Source organism: Candidatus Propionivibrio aalborgensis (assembly GCF_900089945.1).
GTDB classification, from domain to species: Bacteria; Pseudomonadota; Gammaproteobacteria; order Burkholderiales; family Rhodocyclaceae; genus Propionivibrio; species Propionivibrio aalborgensis.
The window spans coordinates 1-7,158 of the sequence record NZ_FLQY01000162.1 but is presented as its reverse complement, the minus strand read 5'-3'; the positions used below and the strand labels follow the sequence as shown (position 1 = coordinate 7,158).

The 7,158-nt window shown below is 59.0% G+C and carries 3 protein-coding genes; all 3 read left to right on the top strand.

All coding sequences use genetic code 11. From position 1 onward, the window contains the following. On the top strand, positions 1–306 hold a 306-nt coding region (locus PROAA_RS08975; RefSeq protein ID WP_186411023.1), incomplete at its 5' end, for a TAXI family TRAP transporter solute-binding subunit. Positions 307–412: 106 nt separating this feature from the next. Continuing rightward, positions 413–3,019: a TRAP transporter permease gene (locus PROAA_RS08970; RefSeq protein ID WP_186411022.1), complete on the top strand. Its 2,607-nt coding sequence runs from the start codon at positions 413–415 to the stop codon at positions 3,017–3,019. A gap of 390 nt (positions 3,020–3,409) precedes the next feature. Beyond that, positions 3,410–7,158, top strand: a 3,749-nt coding sequence (locus PROAA_RS08965; protein WP_186411021.1) for an NAD-glutamate dehydrogenase, incomplete at its 3' end; no start/stop codon positions are given.

Below are 7,158 nucleotides of genomic sequence, written 5' to 3'. Positions count from 1 at the left end.
GCCGTAGATAAACTGGTCAAGACGTATCCGTACTACGCTGCGGTAACGATTCCGGGGGGCATGTATGCGGCCAATCCGAACCCGACGAATACCTACGGCGTAGTGGCTGCCTTCGTCTCGTCGTCGAAGGTGCCGAACGAAGTCGTGTATACGATGGTGAAATCCGTGTTTGAAAATCTGGATGACTTCAAGAAGCTGCATCCGGCTTTCGCTCACCTGGACCCAAAAGAGATGATCAAGAACGGCCTTTCGGCACCGCTGCATGACGGCGCCGTGAAGTACTACAAGGAAAAAGGCTGGATGTAAAACGGTCGTCTCATCCCGGAATCGCTAGAACTCCAGCCTTCCCGGGGAAACCTGCAGACGGCCCCGCTCGGGGCCGTCTGTCCTTGAAGTCTGCGGAGGTGCGCATATGGCTGAAAAAGAAACAGCTCCCGTCCTGACCGACGAGCAGCTCAAACAACTGGTTGCCGAAGCCGACACTGGCGGGCGCAAGCCGACCGGCGCCGTCGCCAAACTGATCATGCTGACCGCCCTGACGTGGTCGCTGTTTCAACTTTGGATCGCCTCCCCGCTGCCCTACTCGCTGGGCGTTTTTGTCCTCAACGACACCGAGTCGCGTTCCGTCCATCTGGCCTTCGCCATGTTCCTCGCCTTTCTCGCCTACCCGGCCTTCAAGCGTTCGCCGCGCGATTATGTCCCGACCTTCGACTGGATACTGGCTCTGGTCGGCGTCTTCTGCGCCTCGTATCTCTTCGTCTTCTACTCCGAGTTGGCCACGCGCCCCGGACAACCGACGACACTGGACCTCGCCACCTCGGTTATGGGCCTCATACTGCTGCTCGAAGCGGCACGGCGCGCGCTCGGCCTGCCGATGGTCATCCTCGCCACCGTCTTTATCGGCTACATTTTCCTTGGGCCTTACATGCCGGAATTGATCGCTCACAAGGGCGCCTCGCTCGGCAAAGGCATGTCACATCTGTGGCTAAGCACCGAGGGCGTGTTCGGTGTCGCGCTCGGCGTCTCCTCCGGGTTCATCTTTCTCTTCGTTCTGTTCGGCGCGCTGCTGGAAACCGCCGGTGCCGGGAACTATTTCATCAAGTCCGCAATCTCGCTGCTCGGACACCTGCGTGGCGGCCCGGCAAAAGCGGCAGTGGTCGCCTCGGCGTGTACCGGCCTGATCTCCGGATCGTCAATCGCCAACGTTGTCACCACTGGAACGTTCACCATTCCACTGATGAAGCGGGTCGGCTATCGTGAGGACAAAGCCGCCGCAGTCGAGGTCGCGGCTTCGGTCGACGGCCAGATCATGCCGCCGGTGATGGGAGCTGCCGCCTTCCTGATGGTCGAGTATGTCGGTATCCCCTATACGCAGGTGCTCAAGCATGCGATCCTGCCGGCCCTGATCTCCTATATTGCGCTGTTCTATATCGTGCACCTCGAAGCGATGAAGGCGGACATCCGTGGCATCCCGCACAAGCACGAGAATTCATTCCGCGACCGCATGCTTTCCTTCCTGATGACCGTCTCGGGCATCATTCTTCTCGCCGGCATCGTCTACTACGGCTTCGGCTGGCTCAAGGATGTTGCCGGCGACGCCTCGCTGTACATCGTCGGCGTCGTAATGCTGGCCACCTACGTCGGTCTCTTGAAGTTCGGTACGCGCTATCCGGAACTGCACATGGACGACCCGAACTCGCCGATCGAAACACTGCCGGACCCCGGCCCGACTCTGAAATCCGGATTGCACTTCCTGCTGCCCGTGGTGGTGCTGATCTGGAACCTGATGGTCGAGGAACTCTCGCCCGCGCTGTCGGCCTTCTGGGCGACAATCTTCCTGATGTTCATCCTGGTCACGCAGCGACCGATCCTCGCCCACTTCCGCCAGCACAGCGACATTGGCGGCGCGCTTCGTCAGGGATTCCAGGATCTGCTCGACGGGCTGGTTACCGGGGCCCGCAACATGATCGGCATTGGCATCGCCACGGCCGCCGCCGGCATCATCGTCGGTACCGTCACACTGACCGGCATCGGCCTGGTGATGAGCGAACTGGTCGAATTGATCTCGGGCGGAAACCTGATGATCATGCTCGGACTGGTCGCCGTGATCTGCCTGATTCTCGGCATGGGCCTGCCAACGACGGCCAACTACATTGTGGTGTCGACCCTGATGGCGCCGGTGGTGGTCGAACTCGGCGCGCAAAGCGGGCTGCTGGTGCCCCTGATTGCCGTGCATATGTTCGTCTTCTATTTCGGGTTGATGGCCGACGTCACGCCACCTGTCGGCCTCGCGTCGTATGCCGCAGCCGGGATAGCCCGATGCGACCCGATCAAGGTGGGCGTCACCGCGTTCGGCTACAGCATCCGAACCGCGATTCTGCCTTTCATGTTCATCTTCAACACGCAATTGCTGCTGATCGGCATCGACAGTGTCTGGCATCTGATTCTGACGGTGGGTACAGCGATCATTGCCAATCTTGTCTTTGCCGCCGCGACGCAGGGCTGGTTCATGACGCGCAACCGGCTGTGGGAGGCGGCAGTGCTGCTACTCGTAACCTTCACGCTGTTCCGTCCGGGATTCTGGATGGACATGATCCATCCGCCTTTCGACAAGATACCCGCCACCCGGATCATGGAGGTCGTCGAGCAGGCGCCCGCCGATGATCGCCTGCGGGTCTGGATCGAAGGCGAAGACCTGAACGGCAAGGAGGTCTCAAAGGGAGTGCTGCTGCCGCTCGGCGAGAAGGCGCCGGCGCTTCAACGCCTTAATGCCATCGGTCTGAGTCTGATGCCAACCGATGACAGCGTCGATATCATGGGCGTCAAGTTCGGCAGCCGTGCCGCGAAACTCGGTATTGAACAGGGGTTCAAGATCACGGCGCTGGAGGTAGCGGCTGATCGGCCCGACAAGGAATGGTTGTTCATTCCCGCTTTCGTTCTGCTGGCACTAATTGTATTCATACAGCGACGCCGCGTTCAGCTAAGCACTGAGCCGAGCAAGATTTGGCGTTCGGTGTAAGCAGATCCGCTTGCACCTAGCCTGCGTTTTGTCCGCGCTGAATCCGGCGTTCGATTGCGGTGCACAATTTGTCGGCAGCAGTCCCGATCATCTTGGCGTCAATCGCGGCGAAACCGAGAACCATTCCGGATCGCCGCTGAGATGGCCAGCTGGAATAAGCGTGTGGCGAACATTGGTGACGCTGGATCAAAATCGGCGAATCAAGCCATGGGGGCGACAGAAAATCGTTGCCGATCATGCGCACAACGAATCATGGCAGCAGGCATTTCTCAGCAGCTGCGATCTTCGATTTGTTCTGCCCGGAAGGCCGGTTTTGGCAAGCGCAATTGATTGGGGCCGGAGTCGCTTCAGCCTGCGCGCCCGTAGCGTAAATCGCAAATTGGAGGAGCTATGCTGGATCATCTCGAAGAAAGAAAACAGGATATTCTTGCCGCGGTTCTGAAGTTGGCAGCCGGCCGGCTGCCGGCGCCGCAACTTGACGAAACGCAGACCTTCATCCGTGTCTACTACGAGCAGATGGATCCCGAGGACCTGTTTTCGCGAAGCATCGAAGACCTCTATGGCGCGGCCATGGCACATCTCTCCTACGGGCGATCCTTTGCCAGCGGCAAGCCGAAACTTAGGGCCTACAACCCGCAACTTGAAGAACACGGCTGGACGTCGTCGCATACGATTGTCGAGATCATCAATGACGACATGCCGTTCCTGGTCGATTCCGTAACCATGGAGGTTAACCGGCAGGGGTACACCTTGCAGCTCCTCATTCACCCGGTGTTGCGAACTCATCGCGATGCGCGCGGCAAGCTGCAAGCGATAGGAGCGACCGGAACCGATGGAAACGCGGAATCGTTCATGCATGTAGAAATCGACAGCGAGACCGATCCGGTGCGGTTGAAGACGCTGGTCGATGGTTTGCTCTCTGTCCTTGCCGATGCGCGCGCTGCGGTTGCCGATTGGCAACCGATGCTCGAGCAAATGAGCACCGTCATACAGGAATTGGATTTGCCTCCCGTCGGTCTGAGCGAAGCGGAAATAGCCGAAGGTCGCATCTTTCTGAACTGGGTAAAGGATCACCACTTCACGTTTCTTGGCTTCCGCGAGTACGAACTGACGTCGGAGAACGGAGTGGATCAGCTCAGGATCGTTCCCGAGAGTGGACTGGGCATCCTGCGCGAACCCCGCCAAGGGGGTTTGTCGACCAGCTTCGCCGAGTCCCCGCCGAGTATTCGCAAACTTGCACGCGCTCAGCATTTGCTGGTCCTGACCAAAGCCAACGTGCGGGCAACGGTACACCGCCCTGGCTATCTTAATTACATCGGCATCAAACGCTTCGACTCCGCAGGCAATGTCGTCGGAGAACGCCGGTTTATCGGTCTCTACACGTCCTCCGCGTACTATGCACGGATCAGGGAAATTCCACTGTTGCGAAACAAGGCGACAGCGGTGCTGGAAAAAGCCGGTTTCGCGCCCAACAGTCATATGGGCAAAAGCCTGTTGACCATTCTCGAAGCGTATCCACGCGACGAATTGTTTCAGATCGACGAAACGGCGTTAATGGAAACAGCGCTAGGCATTCTGCGGCTGGGAGACCGCCGCAAGATCCGCGTCTTTTTGCGCCGAGAGGTTTATGGCCGCTATTACTCCTGCCTGATTTACCTTCCCCGAGAGAAGTTCAATACCGAGTCCCGAGTTCGTATCCAGGAGGTGCTGAAGCGGGCGCTTCAGGGCAGCAGCGCCGAGTACACGGTTGAACTGTCGGAAGCCACGCTGGCGCGTATCCACTTTCTGGTGCGCAGTTCGCCACGCGATGAATCGGTCATTGACCCGCGCGACATCGAGTCAGAGATCATTCTCGCCTTGCGCGACTGGGCTGACGACCTGAAACTGGCCCTGATCGAAAGCCGCGGCGAGGAAGCGGCAAATCACTTGATGACGACCTATTGCGCTGCGTTCCCGGCGGCCTACCGGGGCACCGTCAGCGTACGCATTGCAGTTAGGGACATTCAGACGATTGAGCAGCTTTCTTCTGCGCAGCCCATCACCATGCGACTTTATCGACCGGTCGAAGCAGACAGCCAGGCTCTGCGCCTGAGGGTGTACCGACTGGGCGAACCGGTACCGCTCTCCGGGAGTCTGCCGATGCTTGAGAACATGGGGGTGTCGGTGCTGGACGAACAATCCTACACGCTCGACCGCGGCGACGCCGGCAAGGTGCATATCCATGACTTCGGAATGCGCACCGTCAGCGAATTGCCGGACATCTCGACGGTGCGACCGCTGTTCGAGGATGGTTTTGCCAAGGTATGGCGGCGTGAGATCGAAAGCGATGGATTCAATCGTCTGGTGCTCGCCGCAGGGCTGTCGAGCGATGAAGTCGTTGTGCTTCGCGCCTTTGCCAAATACCTTCGGCAGGCCGGGTTTACGTTCAGTCAGGCTTACATCGAGCAGACCCTGGTCGACAACACCCGGCTTACTCGCCTGCTGGTGGCCTTGTTCCATGTACGTTTCGACCCCGCGGCAAGAGGAGACCGTGATGCCGCCCAGTCGATCCTGGTCGAGGAAATCAAAGAGGCGCTGGATGAAGTCGCAAGTGCCGACGATGACCGCATCATCCGGCGCTTCCTCGCCGTCATTCAGGCGACGATACGCACTAATTTCTACCAGCGCGACGGGGCTGGATGCCGGAAGCCGTATGTCTCCTTCAAGCTTGAGTCGGCCAAAGTCCCCGAACTGCCCGAGCCGAAGCCTCTGTACGAGATCTGGTTCTACTCGCCACGCGTCGAGGGCATCCATTTGCGCGGCGGCAAGGTTGCCCGAGGCGGGCTCCGCTGGTCCGATCGAATGGAAGATTTCCGTACCGAGATTCTTGGACTGGTGAAAGCGCAGATGGTCAAAAACGTCGTTATCGTGCCGGTCGGGTCAAAGGGGGGATTCGTGCTGAAGAATCCACCGCCGCAGACGGATCGCGAAGCCTATCTAAACGAAGGCATCGAGTGCTACAAGTCCTTTCTTCGTGGTCTGCTCGACGTCACCGACAATCTGGTGGCCAACGAATTGGTGCCTCCGAAAAACGTAGTCCGACATGACGGCGATGACCCATACCTCGTTGTCGCGGCTGACAAGGGCACGGCCACGTTCTCGGACTATGCCAACGCTGTCAGTGAAGAATACGGGCATTGGCTCGGCGATGCATTTGCGTCCGGCGGCTCGGTCGGCTACGACCACAAAAAGATGGGCATCACTGCGCGGGGCGCATGGGAGTCTGTCAAACGTCACTTCCTCGAAATGGGGATCGACACGCAGACGACAGCGTTCACCGTGGCCGGCGTAGGCGATATGTCGGGCGACGTTTTCGGCAATGGCATGCTGTTGTCACGGCATATCAAACTGCTGGCGGCATTCGACCATCGACACATTTTTCTGGACCCGAATCCCGATACCGAGGTGAGCTTCAATGAGCGCCAGCGCTTGTTCGTACTGCCGCGTTCATCCTGGGACGATTACGACAAATCGCTGATATCGCATGGCGGCGGGGTTTACCCGCGCAGCGCAAAGTCGATTCCCCTGACCGAGGAAGTGCGACAGATACTTGGCGTGTCCGCCGATGCGCTGACCCCCGTCGAGCTGATGCGGGCGATTCTCAAGGCGCCGGTCGATCTGTTTTACAACGGCGGGATTGGCACTTACATCAAGTCCAGGGAACAAAGCAACGCCGAGGTCGGCGATCGTGCCAATGACGCCGTGCGGGTCAACGGGGCCGATCTGCGCTGCAAGGTTGTTGCGGAAGGAGGCAATCTCGGCTGCACGCAACTGGGACGCATCGAATTTGCCATGAATGGCGGCCGCATCAACACCGACGCAATCGACAACTCGGCGGGAGTGGACTGTTCGGACCACGAGGTCAACATCAAGATCCTGCTGGGCCTGATCGAAGCAGACGGGGAGTTGACCAAGAAGCAGCGCAACAAGCTTCTGGCGGAGATGACCGATGAAGTGGGTGAGCTGGCGCTGGCCGACAACTACTATCAGACCCAGTCGCAATCGGTCACAGGCACCCGCGCGGTCAAGATGCTCGACGGCCACCAGCGCTTCATCCGCCATCTCGAAAAGGCCGGACGTCTCGATCGGGCGGTTGAATA